The organism is Acinetobacter proteolyticus (assembly GCF_000367945.1).
Classification (GTDB): Bacteria; Pseudomonadota; Gammaproteobacteria; order Pseudomonadales; family Moraxellaceae; genus Acinetobacter; species Acinetobacter proteolyticus.
The window spans coordinates 1,511,589-1,528,553 of record NZ_KB849179.1 but is presented as its reverse complement, the minus strand read 5'-3'; the positions used below and the strand labels follow the sequence as shown (position 1 = coordinate 1,528,553).

At 41.1% G+C, this 16,965-nt stretch carries 19 protein-coding genes; 5 read left to right on the top strand and 14 right to left on the bottom strand.

Translation table 11 applies throughout. The annotated features are described in order from the left end of the window. The first annotated feature begins 40 nt into the window (after positions 1 to 40). From F993_RS09620 to F993_RS09630, 3 genes are read left to right on the top strand one after another with little or no spacing between them, the layout of a single operon-like run. A complete protein-coding gene (locus tag F993_RS09620) occupies positions 41 to 643 on the top strand; it encodes an alpha-E domain-containing protein (protein ID WP_004654426.1) in 603 nt (200 codons plus the stop codon). Then, entirely contained in the window at positions 640 to 1,419 is a 780-nt protein-coding gene (locus tag F993_RS09625; RefSeq protein ID WP_004654425.1) for a transglutaminase family protein, read from the top strand. The genes F993_RS09620 and F993_RS09625 overlap by 4 nt, the downstream gene beginning before the upstream one ends. A 16-nt stretch (positions 1,420 to 1,435) precedes the next feature. Continuing rightward, positions 1,436 to 2,170 carry a proteasome-type protease gene (locus tag F993_RS09630; protein WP_004654423.1) on the top strand — a complete coding sequence of 245 codons (735 nt, stop codon included), beginning with the start codon at positions 1,436 to 1,438 and terminating at the stop codon, positions 2,168 to 2,170. 48 nt (positions 2,171 to 2,218) lie between these two features. Here F993_RS09630 and F993_RS09635 read toward each other — a convergent pair whose 3' ends face one another. The 4 genes from F993_RS09635 to F993_RS09650 all read right to left on the bottom strand — a co-directional run bounded on the left by F993_RS09635 (position 2,219) and on the right by F993_RS09650 (position 5,784). Beyond that, a complete protein-coding gene (locus tag F993_RS09635) occupies positions 2,219 to 2,689 on the bottom strand; it encodes a DoxX family protein (protein WP_004654420.1) in 471 nt (156 codons plus the stop codon). A 61-nt stretch (positions 2,690 to 2,750) separates the two neighbouring features. Further along, positions 2,751 to 3,824 (bottom strand): alanine racemase, encoded by a 1,074-nt coding sequence (gene alr / locus F993_RS09640; protein WP_004654419.1) that lies wholly within the window; start codon positions 3,822 to 3,824, stop codon positions 2,751 to 2,753. A 58-nt stretch (positions 3,825 to 3,882) separates the two neighbouring features. Continuing rightward, positions 3,883 to 5,328, bottom strand: coding sequence for a replicative DNA helicase (dnaB, locus tag F993_RS09645; protein ID WP_004654417.1), 1,446 nt, complete (start codon positions 5,326 to 5,328; stop codon positions 3,883 to 3,885). A gap of 120 nt (positions 5,329 to 5,448) precedes the next feature. After that, positions 5,449 to 5,784, bottom strand: a complete 336-nt coding sequence (locus tag F993_RS09650; RefSeq protein ID WP_004654415.1) for a winged helix-turn-helix transcriptional regulator — start codon at positions 5,782 to 5,784, stop codon at positions 5,449 to 5,451. Positions 5,785 to 5,917: 133 nt separating this feature from the next. Here F993_RS09650 and F993_RS09655 point away from each other — a divergent pair, with 133 nt between their 5' ends. Beyond that, positions 5,918 to 6,472: an NAD(P)H-dependent oxidoreductase gene (locus tag F993_RS09655; RefSeq protein ID WP_032812481.1), complete on the top strand. Its 555-nt coding sequence runs from the start codon at positions 5,918 to 5,920 to the stop codon at positions 6,470 to 6,472. 91 nt (positions 6,473 to 6,563) lie between these two features. Here F993_RS09655 and rplI read toward each other — a convergent pair whose 3' ends face one another. From rplI to rpsF, 3 genes are read right to left on the bottom strand one after another with little or no spacing between them, the layout of a single operon-like run. Then, positions 6,564 to 7,010 carry a 50S ribosomal protein L9 gene (gene rplI / locus F993_RS09660; RefSeq protein ID WP_004654410.1) on the bottom strand — a complete coding sequence of 149 codons (447 nt, stop codon included), beginning with the start codon at positions 7,008 to 7,010 and terminating at the stop codon, positions 6,564 to 6,566. A gap of 12 nt (positions 7,011 to 7,022) precedes the next feature. After that, positions 7,023 to 7,250 (bottom strand): 30S ribosomal protein S18, encoded by a 228-nt coding sequence (gene rpsR, locus F993_RS09665; RefSeq protein ID WP_000090661.1) that lies wholly within the window; start codon positions 7,248 to 7,250, stop codon positions 7,023 to 7,025. Positions 7,251 to 7,261: 11 nt separating this feature from the next. Next, positions 7,262 to 7,645, bottom strand: coding sequence for a 30S ribosomal protein S6 (rpsF, locus tag F993_RS09670; protein ID WP_004654408.1), 384 nt, complete (start codon positions 7,643 to 7,645; stop codon positions 7,262 to 7,264). Positions 7,646 to 7,822: 177 nt separating this feature from the next. On the opposite strand from rpsF, the gene F993_RS09675 reads away from it, so the two are divergent. Next, a complete protein-coding gene (locus F993_RS09675; protein WP_004654406.1) occupies positions 7,823 to 8,317 on the top strand; it encodes a hypothetical protein in 495 nt (164 codons plus the stop codon). Between the two features lie 154 nt (positions 8,318 to 8,471). Here F993_RS09675 and cyoE read toward each other — a convergent pair whose 3' ends face one another. The 7 genes from cyoE to ppsA all read right to left on the bottom strand — a co-directional run bounded on the left by cyoE (position 8,472) and on the right by ppsA (position 16,873). Continuing rightward, positions 8,472 to 9,350: a heme o synthase gene (cyoE, locus tag F993_RS09680; RefSeq protein WP_004654405.1), complete on the bottom strand. Its 879-nt coding sequence runs from the start codon at positions 9,348 to 9,350 to the stop codon at positions 8,472 to 8,474. Between the two features lie 10 nt (positions 9,351 to 9,360). Continuing rightward, positions 9,361 to 9,690: a cytochrome o ubiquinol oxidase subunit IV gene (locus F993_RS09685; RefSeq protein WP_004654404.1), complete on the bottom strand. Its 330-nt coding sequence runs from the start codon at positions 9,688 to 9,690 to the stop codon at positions 9,361 to 9,363. Beyond that, positions 9,690 to 10,310 carry a cytochrome o ubiquinol oxidase subunit III gene (gene cyoC, locus F993_RS09690; protein ID WP_004654401.1) on the bottom strand — a complete coding sequence of 207 codons (621 nt, stop codon included), beginning with the start codon at positions 10,308 to 10,310 and terminating at the stop codon, positions 9,690 to 9,692. The genes F993_RS09685 and cyoC overlap by 1 nt, the downstream gene beginning before the upstream one ends. A gap of 4 nt (positions 10,311 to 10,314) precedes the next feature. Beyond that, positions 10,315 to 12,306 (bottom strand): cytochrome o ubiquinol oxidase subunit I, encoded by a 1,992-nt coding sequence (gene cyoB, locus F993_RS09695; RefSeq protein WP_004654399.1) that lies wholly within the window; start codon positions 12,304 to 12,306, stop codon positions 10,315 to 10,317. A 3-nt stretch (positions 12,307 to 12,309) separates the two neighbouring features. Then, a complete protein-coding gene (gene cyoA, locus F993_RS09700; protein ID WP_004654397.1) occupies positions 12,310 to 13,365 on the bottom strand; it encodes a ubiquinol oxidase subunit II in 1,056 nt (351 codons plus the stop codon). 299 nt (positions 13,366 to 13,664) lie between these two features. Further along, positions 13,665 to 14,426, bottom strand: coding sequence for an RDD family protein (locus tag F993_RS09705; RefSeq protein ID WP_004654395.1), 762 nt, complete (start codon positions 14,424 to 14,426; stop codon positions 13,665 to 13,667). A gap of 68 nt (positions 14,427 to 14,494) precedes the next feature. Beyond that, complete coding sequence (gene ppsA, locus F993_RS09710; RefSeq protein WP_004654394.1) at positions 14,495 to 16,873, bottom strand: phosphoenolpyruvate synthase; 2,379 nt, start codon at positions 16,871 to 16,873, stop codon at positions 14,495 to 14,497. Positions 16,874 to 16,965 lie beyond the last annotated feature (92 nt).

Here is a 16,965-nt window from a genome sequence, read left to right as displayed (position 1 = left end):
TTGAGCTGTGGCATTGATATAAAGAAAAGGGAGGAAATTTATGCTTTTACTTAGTTCAAGTGCTCAACATATTTACTGGTTAGGACGTTATTTATTTCGTATTGCCTATGTGGCAGAACAACTGCCTTTTGTAGATGATCAGCAGGCCTTAAAATTTGCACAAGCGCTTTGTTTGTATATTGAAGATGCAGAGAACTTGAACCGATTCATGTTAGACCGACAGCAACCTTACTCTTTGTTGAGCCAGTTTGAGATTGCACGTGATAATATTCAGGAGTTAAGAGGTTTGTTGACGGCACAGGCCTATGCTGAACTCAATTATCTGATTAAAAATACGCATGCAGATGGATTGGCAATTCAAAGTTCAGTACAAAGTTGTTGTGATATTCTAAAAGCGGAGCAAGAAGATATTTTCCTGTTCTTTCATATTGGGCAATGCATTGAGCAAATCGATACTTATTTTAGATTCCAACACAATCTTCATACTGTGTTTGATGCCATAGATCCAACCATTGAGCAGCTATTTCGATTGGGTTGGCATGATTTACAACCGTGTTGGGAGGGTTTAAAGGATCAGCCACACTTGGATCAGTTTTATGCATTTACCTATAAATTGGAAAATCAATTTGAGGCATCCTCATGAAACTTATGGTGAATCACCAGACGCATTATCGCTATAGTGAAGTTGCACGGAATAGTGTCCAGTCTATCAAGATGATGCCGCAGAGCTCTCGGCATCAAAGTATTGAAAATTGGCATGTCAGTGTTCCAGGGCAATATTCGTGTCAGCGTGATGCGTTTAATAATTTGTGGATTACTGCAACGCAACGTCATGACTATCTTTACTTGACGATTATGGCGCAAGGAGTGGTTGATCTGCATGCGACTGAGTTGGGTCATGTCGAAACAGATATTTCACCGATGTTATTTTTACAGCGTACACCGATGACCTGTTGTGACCTGACCATGTCAGACTTCGCCCATTCGATTGTGACTATAAAAGATAGACAGCATTTGATTGTTTTATCAGAAAAAATTCTAGAACAAGTGCCTTATCAGCCAGAAAGTACTTCAGTCACGACCTCTGCAATTGATGCATTTTATTCAGGTCAAGGTGTTTGCCAAGACCATGCACATATATTAATTGCCATGTGTCGTGCGCTACAATTACCAGCACGTTATGTATCAGGCTATATCTACGATGAAAATCAACCGCACCTTGCCAGTCATGCATGGGCTGAGGTTTTTGTGGATAATGAGTGGTATTGTTTCGATGTAAGTAACCAGATATTTACACCCCAAAATCATATTTATGTTGCGGTCGGGCGCGATTATTTAGATGTTGCACCAGTGCGAGGCATTCGCGAGCAAGGTGGGGTGGAAAACATGATGTCTGTGGTACAGGTTTTGGCATGTTAAGTATAAAGAGAGAAAGATGACCTATTGTTGCGCATTAAGATTAGAGCAGGGTTTGGTATTGATTAGTGATACTCGAACCAATGCCGGGGTCGATCATATTTCTGTATTTCGTAAGTTGCACACTTTTGGGGTGGAAGGTGAGCGTTTTATCGCGCTACAAACATCAGGCAATTTAGCAACGACTCAGGCCGTGATTGGCCATTTGCAAAATGCTTTAGCTTTGCAGCAAGAACCAAATTTATATAGTGCCAATACCATGTTTGAAGTGGCTGAGCTGGTTGGGAAAACGCTACGTAAAGTTTTGGAAGATATCACGACAGATACACAAGAACAAATGAATTACTCATGCAGTATCTTAGTGGGTGGGCAGATCCAAGGCGAAGAAATACAACTATATAATGTATATCCTCAAGGAAATTTCATTTGTGCAACGACAGATACACCTTATTTCCAGATTGGTGAAAGCAAATATGGCAAACCAATTTTAGATCGTGCTTTACACTACGATATGCCTTTGGATGATGCACTGCGCTGTTCACTCATTTCTTTTGATTCGACTTTGCGCTCGAATGTTTCAGTGGGACTGCCTCTAGATGCATTGGTTTATCATAAAGACAGCTTTAAAATTCCAGAAGGTAAGCGCATAGGTGAAGATGATCCTTACTTCACCCAGATCAGTCGGCAGTGGTCAGAGACTTTACGCCGTGGTTTGCAAGAGTTGCCAAAGCCAACTGCGGACTATGGTTTGTAAATAATAAATCCCAGCAAGCTCATCTATGAACAGTGTTGGGGGAGATATCTAGGTTTTATTTATTTTTTTGCTGAGCACTCGATCCAGCGACAATATGCTTGGTCGAGATGTAATCAGGATCGCCAGAATAAACATATACAATAAGTCATGTAGGTAGAAGAACCAACTGAGCCAAGTGATCGTGTCTAGTCCATTGGGTAGGGTATGTATTCCGACCGTGTATAAAGCGGTTAGACAGATTATAAACAATAAAATACTACTGATTTGCGTCAATAAACCGATAATCAAAAATAAACCTGCGAGCATCTCAGTGGCTGACACAAAGCTGCTCATAATTTCTGGAAATGGAATGCCTGCTTCGGTCATCGTTTCCAGCATAATCAGTTTGTTTTTTTCAACGAAAAGCTTGTTGAAACCTGTAGTAAAGAAAAAAATGCCGATCGAAATTCGGATCAGAAACAGAACCAATTGCTGGATCGACATTTTATAAAGCGGATTATCGTAAATCAGTTTGAGCATGCTGGATCTGATTGGTAAAACCCTTATTAGAGGTAAAACCCAAAAATTGATCAAGTTATGTTTAGTTATCTAATTGACGTACTGGGCGTTGGGTGAGGCGGCAAAGTAGCTCGTAGCCGATGGTTCCGTTGGCTGCTGCAACATCATCAACCAAGCGAGATTGGCCCCAAAGCTCAACTTTAGTGCCAATCTCTGCTTTAACATGACTGATATCAATGGCAATCATGTCCATGCTGACACGGCCGACTACAGGAACAAGTTGCTGATTGATGGCAACAAAGTTTTGCTTGATATAAGCACGTGGATAGCCATCGCCATAACCAATTGAAACAATGGCAATTTGTGATGTACACGACGCTGAGTAGGTCGAACCATAACCGACAAATTCACCTTGTTGAACCTGATTCAGTGCAATGATTTCGGCGCTAAAGGTCATGACTGGCTTTAGGTTCAGTTCATGTACGTTTTTATCGGCAAAAGGTGATGCGCCATAAAGCATGATCCCGGGACGAACAAAATCAAAATGCAGTTCAGGATATTTATAAATTGCAGCCGAATTACAGCAAGACGCCAATATTGGTGCACAGGCTTGTTTGACCTGTAAGAACTGTTGTTTCTGCTGTTCATTTAAAGGATGCTCTACATCAGCATTGGCAAAATGCATGGCAAGTACACAGGTAAAACCTTCAATTTTTAAGCGTTGAATCACGTCAATGATTTCATCGACTTTGAAACCGAGACGATTCATTCCGCTATTCAGTTTTACCCAAACCTTTAAACCTAATGCGTTATAAGCAGTTTTATGTTGAATCAACCATTCAACTTGCTGTGCGTGATGAACAATACATTCAAGCTTATGCTCAATGACTTGTGTCATTTCATCTTCAGCAAATAAACCTTCAATCAGCGTAATGGGTTGAGTATATCCCAGTTGCCTGATCTCCAAAGCTTCTTCTAAACAGGCGACACCAAAAGCGTCCGTGGCCTCTAAGGCGGCTAAACAGTTTTTAACTCCGTGTCCATAGGCATTAGCTTTGACCATACTGACGATTTTTGAATGTGGAGCAAGTTGTTTAACACGGTTTAAATTATATTGCAGTGCTGCACTGTCAATATAAACTGTTGCTTGGCGCACCCTGAGTTCTCCTTTGGGTCGACTTGGATTGTATATAAAATAGGATATGGTTTAGATATTATTCGTCATCTTCATACTGAGCATAGAACTCAGGCGAGAGGTTACTAAAACGGGTATATTGGCCTTCGAAGGCAAGGCGAACGCTACCAATTGGACCGTTACGCTGTTTACCAATGATAATCTCGGCAGTACCAGCCTCTTTGGATTCTTTGTTATAGACTTCATCACGATAAATAAACATGATTAAGTCGGCATCCTGCTCGATCGCACCCGATTCACGTAAGTCTGACATAACTGGGCGTTTGTTTGGTCGGTTCTCCAAACTACGGTTCAACTGCGATAGAGCAATCACAGGACATTGCATTTCTTTGGCTAAGGCTTTTAAGCTTCGTGAAATTTCCGAGATCTCACCAACACGGTTATCGCCCATACCTGGGACTTTCATCAGCTGTAAGTAGTCGACCATGATACAGCCGATTTTGCCATCATGCATTTTAGCAACGCGACGTGCACGTGCACGAAGTTCAGTGGGTGGCAGGGCAGACGAGTCATCGATATAGAGATGCATTTCTTGTAACTGCAGAATCGTCCCTGTAACTTTGGTCCATTCGTCTGCATCTAGATTACCTGAACGCAAATGTCCTTGATGGACTTTACCCATTGCTGAGATCAAACGCATGGCAATCGAGTCTGCTGGCATCTCCATCGAGAATACGAGTGCAGGCAGACGGTTGTATTGCAATACACTTTCAACCAAGTTCATGGCGAACGTGGTTTTACCCATCGATGGACGTGCTGCAACAATAATTAAATCACCAGGCTGCATGCCTGAGGTTTTATTATCCAGTTCCAAGAAGCCTGTGGTTAAACCCGTAATGTTGCCATCAAGTTTAGATAATTCATCTAATTTGGTAATGACATCCGCAGTTACAGAGCTGATGGATTTTGGTCCAGAATCTTTTTTGTTGTTATTGTGCTGTTCGGCCAAAGAGAAGATACTGGTTTCTGCTAAATCAAGAATTTCGCTAACTGGACGACCTTTGGTGTCATAAGCATTTTGTAAAATATCACTGCTGATCTTGATCATGTTACGCAGAGTTGAAAATTCCTTGATTTTATTTGCATAAATTTCAAGGTTATAGAAACTTGATGGTGAATCTGCCATCAATTGCATTAAATATTCTTCACCACCAATGGCATCTAACAAGTTTTGTTTAAGCAACCAATCATTGACCAAAACGGCATCATAAGGTGAGTTTTCTTGTGCCAGTTTCTCAATGGCACGATAAATATATTTGTGACGTGTTGCATAAAAATCATTTTCTTTGAGTAAGTCACTGACTTGCTCAAAAGATTCTGCAACCGTCATTAATGCTGCCAAAACCGCTTGCTCGATGGCAAGGTTATGTGGCGGGGTACGGAATTCTTTTAGCTGACCTGAGTCACTCACTTTACTCTCTGTGTTTGGAGAATTTTTTGTAAAATTGGCATTCGCCTGTGACATAACAAGACCTAATAAAAAGATGAAACGATACCGAGTGACTATCTTAATCCAAATGGAGCGCATCGGCACAATTTAATTCAGTGAAAATTGTGTAAGTGGTGAAAAAGTGTGGTTTAGCAGTTAGAGCCGATTGGATGCACCCCATTGGCACATCATGTCTAATAATGGAATTAAGGAGAGTCCGCGTTCAGATAAGCTGTATTCGACTTTGGGTGGAATTTGTGGATACTCCTTACGAATAATTAATTGGTCACGTTCCATTTCTTTTAAAGTCAGACTTAAGGTTTTAAAAGAAATATTACCGATGGAGCGTTTTAATTCATTGAATCGCATGATGGATTTATGCTGATAAAGCCAATACATGATAATCATTTTATATTTGCCATTGATTAGGGAAAGCGTATATCCAAAATCTGTTTGCTCTAAGTCAATCTGGGGTGGGGCACAAGTTTCCATAATTTTTTCCGACACTAACTTTTAGTCTAGTATATAACTATAATGACCGTACTTATATTATTTCTAGCATACTTCTATAATCTATTTCATATTGATTGCAGAAAGACTCGGATGTCCGATGGGATGCTTTGAAATGAAGAAAACACTCGTGATTGTTGCTCACCCAGATATTGATAACGCTGTTATTAATAAACGTTGGATTGAGGAATTGAGTCAATATCCAGATGAATTCACGATCCATCAACTTTATCAGCACTACCCAGATGGTATTATTGATGTCACAACAGAACAAGCTTTGGTGGAAGCACATCAAAATCTGGTCTTTCAATTCCCGATCTATTGGTTTAACTGCCCACCGTTATTAAAGCAATGGTTAGATGATGTGCTGACTTATGGTTGGGCCTATGGTTCAGCAGGAAATCAGCTAAAAGACAAGAAAATAACCCTTGCAGTTTCTGCAGGTATAAAAGAAAAAGACTATGCCGCAGATGGTCGTTATCAATTTTCACTACAACAGTTGTGTCTACCATTTGAATTAACTGCACGGTATGTGAAGGCCGATTATCAGCCGATGTTTGCTTTTTATGGAATGGATACCAATCCAGAACAAGGACAGGCTCAACCTACGGGGAATGAAATCAATCAGAGTGCAGTGAATTATGTGAAATATTTATTAGAGATGCGCTAACTGCATTTTCAATGAATAGGAGTATTTAAGAAAACAAAAACAATAGACATAAAAAAAGAGCATGTAAAACATGCTCTTTTTTTTGCAGAAATTACTCAGATACGATAGTAACGAGAACTTCAGCAACAACATCATGATGCAATTGGATTGCGATGTTGAATTCACCAGTGTGACGAAGCGCACCGTTTGGTAAACGAACTTCTGCACGGTCTACAACGAGACCAGCATTCGTTAGAGCATCAGCGATGTCACGAGTACCGATAGAACCGAAGAGTTTACCTTCGTCACCAGCTTTCGCAGTGATCACGATGTTAACTTCGTTCAATTGTTCAGCACGTGCATTCGCAGCAGCTAATACTTCAGCTTCTTGTTTCTCAAGTTCAGCACGACGAGCTTCAAAAGCAGCAGTGTTTGCTTCTGTTGCAGCTACAGCTTTACCTTGAGGGATCAAGAAGTTACGACCGTAACCAGCTTTAACTGATACTTTGTCGCCTAATTTACCAAGGTTCTTAATGCGTTGTAATAAGATAACGTCCACAGCTCACCTCACTTACTTATGGTTGTCAGTGTACGGAATCAAAGACAAATAGCGAGCTTGTTTAATAGCTAACGCTAATTGACGTTGATAACGAGCTTTAGTACCTGTAATACGGCTAGGAACAATCTTGCCGTTTTCAGTGATGTACTGTTTTAAAGTGTCGATATCTTTGTAGTCGATGTACGCAACATTCTCAGCTGTAAAGCGGCAGAACTTGCGACGACGGTAAAAACGTGCCATTGAGGTTCTCCTTATTCAGCTTCTTGAATTGCTTGTTGTGCTTCTTCACGTTGAGCTTTACGCGCACGTTTTTCTTCAGCACTCTTAGCAAGTAAAGATTCTTCAGTAATTGCGTGTTCACGACGGATGATGATGTTACGAATGATTGCGTCGTTATAACGGAATAATTCTTCTAATTCATCAAGAGTCGTTTGACCACATTCAACATTCATAAGAATGTAGTGTGCTTTGTGAATTTTGTTAATCGGGTAAGCCAATTGGCGGCGGCCCCAATCTTCTAAACGGTGAATTTGACCTTCAGCTTCTTTGATCTGAGAGATATAGCGTTCAACCATACCTACAACTTGATCGCTTTGGTCTGGATGTACCAATAGTACGATTTCGTAGTGACGCATTGTCAGCTCCTTACGGTTTAAGCAGCCCCTAATAATATTAAAAATTAGAAGCAAGGAGTCATAACTTTGGAAGTTATGTCGCAAATTGCGAAGCGGGGATTATATTCAAATTGACGCTATAAAGCAAATTTGCCATAGTCTTTGCACGATATTTTTTAATTAAAATAGGCAATAAGCATGGAGCAGCACTTTTTAAAGACAGTTGAGTTGATCGAGGCAATTTTACAGTCAGGTACTGAGGAGGCATACTTCGAAGTGTTTGAGCAATACGAGGGAGATATTTATCAAATTTTAATGATTGTTGATTGGCGAGAAGAAGATGAAGCAATTGTCGAATATTGCGAAAAAATCTTGCAAACAGGGGAGTTAAGCGTAGAGACAGAAAGTGCTGACAATGCTCAAGGTTTTATCATTCGGCTTCATTATAAAGACCAAGCATTGATCATTCCTCATCAAGGCGAGGGCGCTGATCGAGATACCACCTTAAAAGCACTTAATCAAATTTTACAACCAGATTATGAAATCCGCTTTTGTGAGCCCTCCGATGGCTCCGATACCTTGGAATTCATCCCATTACCAAAAGTTTTATGGCAAAAATTAGATCAAAAATATTCACATCAGATCGATCAATTTTTTAGACGATTTGAGCCAGAGAGTGTGTTCTTTGGCTAGAATAATGTAACAGAGTGATTTTTTACGATTGTAAAAATGGGGTGGAGTTTAAATAATGCTTAGTTTTCATTTAGGCAATAAGAAGCAAATGTTTTTATTGCACGAAATGATCACAACGAAGGGAGAATAAAAAGATAGAGCATTCTCTATCTTTTTAAAAAATAGGGAAGAGTGGTGCAGGGCTTTTAAAAGTAAAGCTAAAGCTTAAACTGATGACAGTAATTAAAATTACTGAAAAAAGAAAAAAGCGTTTTGCCCAAAGCTGATCATTTTCAGCCTTGAATCCTAAAATACCAATGTAGAACCAGTAAATACACAACGCATTACAGATCACCAAGAAAATTGTGTTGGTATATCCATAAACATATAGTGCATTCATCGCAACGGTAAATAGAACCACATAAATCAGCGATTCGATTTTCGTACGTAGAATTGAACGGGCTACAGGTAAAATCGGAACTCCTGCGTTTTTGTAATCATCAAAACGATAAATTGCGATCGCCCAAGAATGTGGCATTTGCCATAAAGCATATGCAACAAAGATCAGTAGCGCCGCCATGTCGAATTGATGACTTACAGCCGTATAACCAATAACAGGGGGACTCGCTCCGGAAATACTACCAATAACGGTTTGATGAATGGTGGTACGTTTCGTCCACAAACTATAAAAACCGACATAGACTACAAAACCAATGACAGCGAATAAAAATGCATAAGCATTGACATAGAACCAGAGCATGCTAAAGCCAATTACACCTAGAACCAGTGCATAGCACAGGGCAACAGTCGGGGAAATGGTTTTTGTCACAAGCGCGCGATTCATGGTGCGCTGCATTTTTTGATCGATATCTTGATCAATAACGTTATTGACCACACAACCAGAAGCAACCACAAAAGTTGTTCCGAGCAGGGTAAGCAATAATAAGAGGTAGTCTATAGAGCCTTGGGCGGCTAAGAAGAAGCCGCCCAAGGTGGTAATAAAATTACCGAAGAGAATTCCTGGTTTAGTCAGGAATAAGTACTTTTTCCACATGACAATCAGTTTAGATCATCATGTTGTAGTGTAGGTAATTCATAATCCACACAGAGCCGACTAGAAGTACAGCGATACATAAGATTGTGTAGATAAATGCAATAAGGTTCCAGCGTTGTTCAGAGGATGTATTCATGTGCAAGAAGTACACAAGTTGTACAAGTACCTGAGCAACCGCAGTAATTGCAATTACTGTAACTAAAACGCCACGACTGAAACCGCCAGCCATCACCATCCCGAACGGGATGATAGTGAGGATAACAGAAAGGATAAATCCAACAGTGTATTGTTTGAAGTTACCGTGTGACGCACCTGCAGCATTATGGTCATGACTACTCATTAGAGAACTCCCAGTAAGTAAACGACGCTGAATACACAGATCCAAACGATGTCTAGGAAGTGCCAGAACAAGCTTAAGCAAGCAAGACGACGTGTATTCGGTAAGGTCAAACCATTCTTTTTGATTTGATACATCAATACCAACATCCACACTAAACCAGAAGTTACGTGGATACCGTGTGTACCAACCAAAGTAAAGAACGATGATAAGAATGCACTGTGAGTCGGGCCGTGACCTTCATGTACAAGGTGACGGAACTCATAGATTTCCATACCAATGAACGATGCACCGAAAAGGAATGTAACGAATAACCAAGTGATGACTTGATTTACATTCTTTTTATAAGATGCAAGTACAGCAAAACCAAAAGTTACCGATGAGATCAATAAGGCAAATGTTTCAGTTAACACGAAGCCTAATGAATCATGGAACAGGTCATATGCACTTGGAGTTCCTGGTGGAATATGACTGCTTAATACAGCGAACGCAATGAAGAGTGATCCGAAAAGAATCAAGTCACTCATCAAGTATGTCCAGAAACCAAAGACCGTTAAGTCTGTATCATCATGTTCATGATGACCATCGTGGCCGTGGTTGTCGTGATGAAGTACTTCAGCCATTTCCTTAGTCCTTCTTCAAGTGTTTTTCAAGTAAAGCATAGCGTTCGTTTTCGATACGCTCAACTTCAGCAGCAGGAACGTAGTAGTCAACATTCTTGGTGAATGAGCTTACGATCAAACTAACAATAGCTGAAACGAATGAAACGACAGCGAGCCACCAAATATGCCAGATAAGTGCAAAGCCAAGTAATGTAATGAACATTGCAATGACAAAACCAGCAGCACGATCAGTCGGCATGTGGATGTCTTCATATTTAGTGTTACGTGCGTATGCTACACCATTTTCTTTGTCAGTCCAGAAACGGTCAACGCCGCTAGCATCTGGTTCATGCGCAAAGTTATAGAATGGAGCAGGAGATGACGTCGCCCATTCAAGGGTACGGCTATCCCATGGATCGCCTGTATGGTCCATGTTGTCCTTACGTTGTAAGAAACCAACGATGATTTGCATTAAGAAACATGCAATACCGATTGCGATAAGAACAGCACCAAACAATGCAATCGCCAAGTACGGATCCCACTCAGGGTTGTCATAAGTATTCAAACGACGCGTCATACCCATGAAACCAAGGATATAAAGTGGCATGAATGCAAAATAGAAACCGATGAACCAGAACCAGAACGCAGCTTTACCCCATGCTTCGTTGAGCTTCCAACCAAACATTTTTGGCCAGTAGAAGATGATGCCGGCAAACATACCAAACACCACACCACCGATAATTACGTTATGGAAGTGAGCGATCAAGAATAATGAGTTGTGTACAAGGAAGTCCGCAGGTGGAACAGCCATAAGTACACCAGTTAAACCACCGATACCGAATGTTACAAGGAAGCCAAGCGTCCATAACATAGGTGTTGTATAGGTGATGCGACCTTTATACATCGTGAATAACCAAGAGAAGATTTTCACACCTGTAGGAATCGCAATAACCATGGTCATGATACCGAAGAACGCGTTAACGTTCGCACCAGCACCCATGGTGAAGAAGTGGTGAAGCCATACAACGAACGCAAGTACAGTAATTGCAATCGTCGCATACACCATAGACTTATAACCGAACAACGCTTTACGAGAGAAGGTTGCAACGATTTCTGAGTATAGACCAAATGCTGGCAATACCAAGATATATACTTCAGGGTGACCCCATGTCCAGATCAAGTTCACGTAAAGCATAGGGCTACCGCCAAGCTCATTGGTGAAGAAATGGAAGCCGAAGTAACGGTCAAGTGTCAGCATTGCAAGCGTACCTGTTAATACAGGGAATGATGCAATGATGAGTACAGCCGTACAAAGTGAAGTCCACGTGAAAATCGGCATATCCATCAATTTCATGCCAGGTGCACGCATTTTGATGATGGTAACAAAGAAGTTAACACCAGATAAAAGCGTACCTAGACCAGAAACCTGAAGTGCCCAGATATAGTAGTCAACACCCACACCAGGAGAATATTGAATGCCAGACAGAGGAGGGTAAGCCATCCAACCAGTCGCAGCAAATTCACCCAATACAAGTGAAAGCATCATCAAACCAGCAGCGCCTGCGAATAACCAGAAGCTCAAAGAGTTTAATAATGGGAAAGCAACGTCACGAGCACCAATCTGTAAAGGTACAGAGATGTTCATCATACCCACAACAAGACCCATTGCGACGAAGAAGATCATGATTACACCGTGTGCGGTGAAGATCTGGTCGTAGTGGTCAGGATGTAAGTAACCTTCGCCGCCGCCTTTCGCGAGGAAAAGCTGCAGACGCATCATGATCGCATCGGCGAAACCACGCAATAGCATGACTACAGATACGATGATATACATGATACCAATCTTTTTATGGTCTACAGTGATAAACCACTCATTCCACAAATATCCCCATTTCTTGAAATAGGTGATACCGCCTAAAACAGCAATTGCACCAAGTGCCATAAAGACCATGGTGACAAGTACAAGGGGTTCAGTCGGGATAGAATCCCACCCTAATTTACCAAAAATCATATCCATGTCTTATTCCCCTTGAGCAGCGTGTTCTGCTGCAGCATGAGTTTCTGCTGTTGCATCATGGCCAGCAGAATGGTCAGCACCGTGATAGTTACTCATGTAGTGGTTGATGATTGTTTCAAACAATTTTGGCTCAACTGATGAGTAATAAGTCACTGGGTGTGGCTTAGTCGGGAACGGTTTCATCGCTTCAGCTTTAGCAAGTGCTTCTTCATCACCAGCAGCTTTAGCACGATTCACTAAATGCTCGATCTGATGCTTAGAACGATCGCCATCTTTAAGCGTTGCTAACTCAGCTTGGTCAAGTGTGCCTTTTTGAATTGCTTCAGGGTTAATACTTGTACCATTACCAGCTTTAACTGCTTCTACCCATTGTGCAAATTCTGGCTCAGTCACGCTATGTGCTTTAAAGCGCATTTGTGAGAAACCGTAACCTGAATAGTTTGCTGAGAAACCACGGAAGATACCTGGTTCATCGGCTAATAGGTGAAGGTGAGTTTGCATACCAGCCATTGCGTAAATCTGACCGCCTAACTGTGGGATGAAAAACGAGTTCATCGTGAAGTTAGAAGTGATTTTAAAGCTTACTGGTGTTTGTTCTGGGAAGCGTACTTCGTTTACCGTTGCAATGTTTTGCTCAGGATAGATAAAAATCCATTTGAACTGTTCAGCGACAGCTTGAATAGTCAATGGTGCTTTATCTGATTCTAACGGACGGTAAGGGTCGTACTTGTGGGAACCCCACCAAGTTAACCAAGCTAAAATACCAATAATAATGACAGGTACACCCCATACAACGATCTCAATTGTCGTAGAGTGTGCCCAAGTAGGTTTATAGTCTGCATCTTTATTCGACGCGCGATATTTCCAACCAAACCATAATGCCATAATGATTGATGGAATTACCACCAATAGCATTAAATAGATCGCAGTCATCATCAGGTTACTTTGACCTTGACCAACTGGACCTTTATTGTTTAGAAGTACCATATCACCGCCACACCCAGTTAAGAGTGCAGCCATCGTTGATAAAGACAATACAGCTAAAATCGTTTGTCTCATTTTACAACCTCGGTGAAGAGTCCCATTCCCTAATTAAAATTATGGGATAGCGATTAAAGTGTCGCGTGATTGATAAGAATTGTTTAAAAACTGCTTAGCAATCACGCGACACCGCAACGTTGTTGGGCATTATGCCTCATATTGAAAAACTAAGCTACTGATAAAGTGGTCTGAAATGCTTGTTTTAAAACCCGATTTATCTTGTAGGGATTGTTGTTTCGGTGCATTCTTTTTCTATAGATATCAATTTAATATATAAAAAAAGAGGAATAAATCCTCTTTTGTTTATTGATTTGTGATTACTGCTTAATTACCTTAGTTTTCGCCAATTTATCGTGCAAAGTTTGACGGTTTTTTGTAAAAGCGAATAAAGCATAATCAATCACAGTAATGATTGGTACAAGGATCAGATTAAGAATGATAAACAACACACTTCTCAACCAAAAGGCCCGAATTGTACTAACCTGAGTAGCGGTTTCAGCATCTACAATTTTAATCTTAGCGATTTTTTTACCAATGCTCTGACCTGATTTTGCAATAAAGAAAGCCTGGATCATAAGCATGATAATCAGATAAGCAAAGATCATCATCCATGCTTCATTCGGAATTAATTGCATCAGTTGGTGCTGTAATTCGACTGCTTTGTCTGATGCCATTTGAGTGGCTTGCATCTGCTTTTGAATTTCAAATAATTCTTGGTATTGGCTTTCATTAAAAAAGAAAGACGGGATTGAAGCCATCGGTAGCCAGAGGATGAGATCAAAAACTTTCGCTAGCACACGCGAATGAAAAGGTGCGAGTTCAGGTGCTTTTTGTTCGACTTTGATTTTGTAAGTTGGTTCGTTCGTTTCAGTTTTAATTTGAGAACTAAAAGGAGAGTAACCTACAGGTTCGTAGACAAGTTTACCTTGGGTGAGTTCACCAAGTGTTTTCCATTCAGCCATACCTTCATGCCAAACTAAATCGGTCAATAAAACTTGTTGACTGGCAAGCATTTGGTTCACTTGTTCTAAACTGTATGGTCCTGCTTGTTGATTGTTACGAGCCAAGTAAATTTGCATAATTTTAAAATCTCAATTACGAAAGATGAAAAAAGACCCTGCGAAAGAGGGTCTTTTTCTAAAAAAGACTAGGCTTTCTTGATTTGTTCTTCAGCAAGGAAGAACCAAGTATCCAGTACTGAGTCAGGGTTAAGTGACACAGATTCAATACCTTGTTCCATGAGCCATTTAGCAAGGTCAGGGTGATCCGAAGGACCTTGACCACAAATACCAACGTATTTTCCTGCTTTGCGGCAAGCATGAATTGCCATAGAAAGGAGCGCTTTAACTGCTGGATCACGCTCATCGAATAAGTGTGATACGATACCAGAGTCACGGTCAAGACCGAGTGTTAATTGTGTTAAGTCGTTTGAACCGATAGAGAAACCATCGAAGTGCTCAAGGAATTGCTCAGCCAATAATGCATTGGTCGGTAATTCACACATCATAATGATTTTTAAACCATTCTCACCACGTTTCAAGCCGTTTTGAGCAAGTAGTTCAATCACACGTTTTGCTTCAGAAACAGTACGAACGAATGGAATCATGATTTGGATATTGGTTAAACCCATTTCATCACGTGCTTTTTTCAAGGCACGGCATTCAAGTTCAAAACAGTCGCGGAAGTTATCAGATACATAACGACTCGCACCACGGAAGCCCAACATTGGGTTTTCTTCTTCCGGTTCGTAGAGCTTACCGCCGATCAAGTTTGCATATTCATTCGATTTAAAATCAGACATACGTACGATGACTGGTTTTTCTGCAAATGCAGCAGCAAGTGTAGAAATACCTTCAACCAATTTCTCGACATAGAATTCGATTGGAGAAGAGTAGCCTGCAGTACGTGCCATTACAGCAGCACGAGTCTCACGTGGTAGGCTTTCAATATTTAACAATGCTTTTGGATGCACACCGATCATACGGTTAATGATAAATTCAAGACGTGCAAGACCGATCCCTTCATTCGGGATTTGAGCAAAGTCAAATGCACGGTCAGGGTTACCGACGTTCATCATGATTTTGAATGGTAGTGATGGCATTGAGTGAATCGAGTTACGTTGAACTTCGAAATCTAATGCGCCTTCATAGATGAAACCAGTATCGCCTTCGGCACAAGAAACAGTTACTTCTTGACCATCAGAAAGGACTTCAGTGGCATTACCACAACCGACAATTGCTGGAACACCTAACTCACGCGCAATAATCGCGGCGTGACAAGTACGACCACCACGGTTAGTGACAATCGCAGCAGCACGCTTCATTACTGGTTCCCAGTCCGGGTCAGTCATGTCAGATACAAGTACGTCACCGTCCTGAACCTTATCCATCTCTTTAATTGAAGTGACAACGCGAACTTTACCTGAACCGATACGTTGACCGATTGAACGACCTTCACAAATCACAGTACCACGTTGCTTTAACAGGTAGCGTTCCATTGTGCCGACGTTTTGACGGCTTTTTACTGTTTCTGGGCGTGCTTGAACGATATAGATTTGACCGTCATCACCATCTTTCGCCCATTCGATGTCCATTGGCGAACCGTAGTGCTGCTCAATGATTAAGGCTTGTTTAGCCAACTCATGTAATTCATGATCATTTAAGGCAAATTGTTGGCGCTCTTGTTTTTCAACATCAACCACAACCACTGATTTACCCGCTGCACCTTCTTCACCATAAATCATTTTTTGGTGCTTAGAGCCAAGGTTGCGGCGTAAAACAGAGTGCTTACCCGCATTTAGAAGTGGTTTAGACAGATAGAATTCATCAGGGTTAACCGCGCCTTGCACGACCATTTCACCCAAACCGTATGATGCAGTGATAAATACCACATCACGGAAACCAGATTCGGTATCAAGCGTGAACATGACACCTGCCGCACCAGTTTCTGAACGAACCATACGTTGTACGCCAGCAGAAAGGGCAACAACACTATGTTCAAAACCTTGGTGAACGCGATAAGCAATCGCGCGGTCATTATAAAGAGAAGCAAAAACTTCTTTGATCGCGATTAGGATATTATCAATACCACGAATGTTCAGAAAGGTTTCTTGTTGACCGGCGAAAGACGCATCTGGTAAGTCTTCAGCAGTAGCAGAAGAACGTACCGCAACAGCAATGTCTGGGTTGCCGTTTGAAAGTGCAGCAAAAGCTTCACGAATTTCTTGTTCTAATGTCGCAGTAAGCGGAGTTTCAACAATCCAGTTACGGATTTTTGCACCAGTTTCAGCAAGTGCATTTACATCTTCTACATTTAGCTGAGTAAGTTCAGCCTGAATACGAGCGTTTAAGCCGCTTTGATCCAAGAACTCACGATAGGCAGCAGCAGTCGTTGCAAAGCCACCAGGTACCGATACACCAGCATTGGATAAATGGCTGATCATTTCACCCAAAGATGAGTTTTTCCCACCTACGAGTTCGACATCGTGTTTTCCTAATTTTTCCAGACCGATTACGCGCGCTTCCAAAGTATTTACTCCACTTTTTTTGCAGTATGAATGACCATCATTGGTATGAAATTATACAAAAGTGCTTAGATTTAGTGTTTTACTAAGCGACA